This is a genomic window from Edwardsiella hoshinae NBRC 105699 = ATCC 33379 (genome assembly GCF_000474215.1).
GTDB lineage: Bacteria > Pseudomonadota > Gammaproteobacteria > Enterobacterales > Enterobacteriaceae > Edwardsiella > Edwardsiella hoshinae.
Window position 1 is genome coordinate 1 of sequence record NZ_BAUC01000106.1, and the last position, 603, is coordinate 603.

General features: G+C 68.2%; 1 protein-coding gene. It reads left to right on the forward strand.

The features are described from left to right. The coding region (locus tag EHO01S_RS17900) for a hemagglutinin repeat-containing protein (RefSeq protein WP_035371120.1) at window positions 1–603 on the forward strand (603 nt) is incomplete at both ends.

A 603-nucleotide genomic window follows, 5' to 3' on the forward strand; every position in this document is an offset into this window, starting at 1 on the left:
TCTGCTGGCTTCGGCGGGGCGCGACGCCAGTCTGATGGCGGCCCGGGTCAGCAACGGCGGCCAGAGCGCCATCGTCGCCGGCCGTGACCTGAGCCTCGGCAGCGTCAAAATTGCCGAACAGGAGAACAACGTCCGCAATGCCGGCAATTACCTCAAGCAAGGTTATGTACAAGACGTCGGCACTGATATCGCCACGGCGGGCGATGTACGCCTGCAAGCCGGCCGCGACCTGACCGCCATCGCCGCCAACGTCACCAGCGAGCAAGGCGCACTGCTGGTCGTCGCCCGGGGCGACGTCGGCATCCTGGCCGGCGAAGCCAGCAGCCACTGGAGCGAAGGCCGCCAGCACAACTCCAGGAGCCTGCTGGGCTCCCGCCAAAAGAGCACCCGCGACAGCCTGGAAGAGACCACGGCGCTAGCTGGCACCGTCAGCGGCGACCGCGTGGCGGTGCGGGGGCGGAACGTCACCGTCACCGGCAGCAACCTGGTCTCCGACGCCGGCACCGTCACCGTCGCCCAAAACGACCTGACTATCCAGGCGGCGACGGAGAGCTCCAGCGAGCGCCACGTCAGGGAAACCAGGCGGAGCGGCGTTTTCAGTGG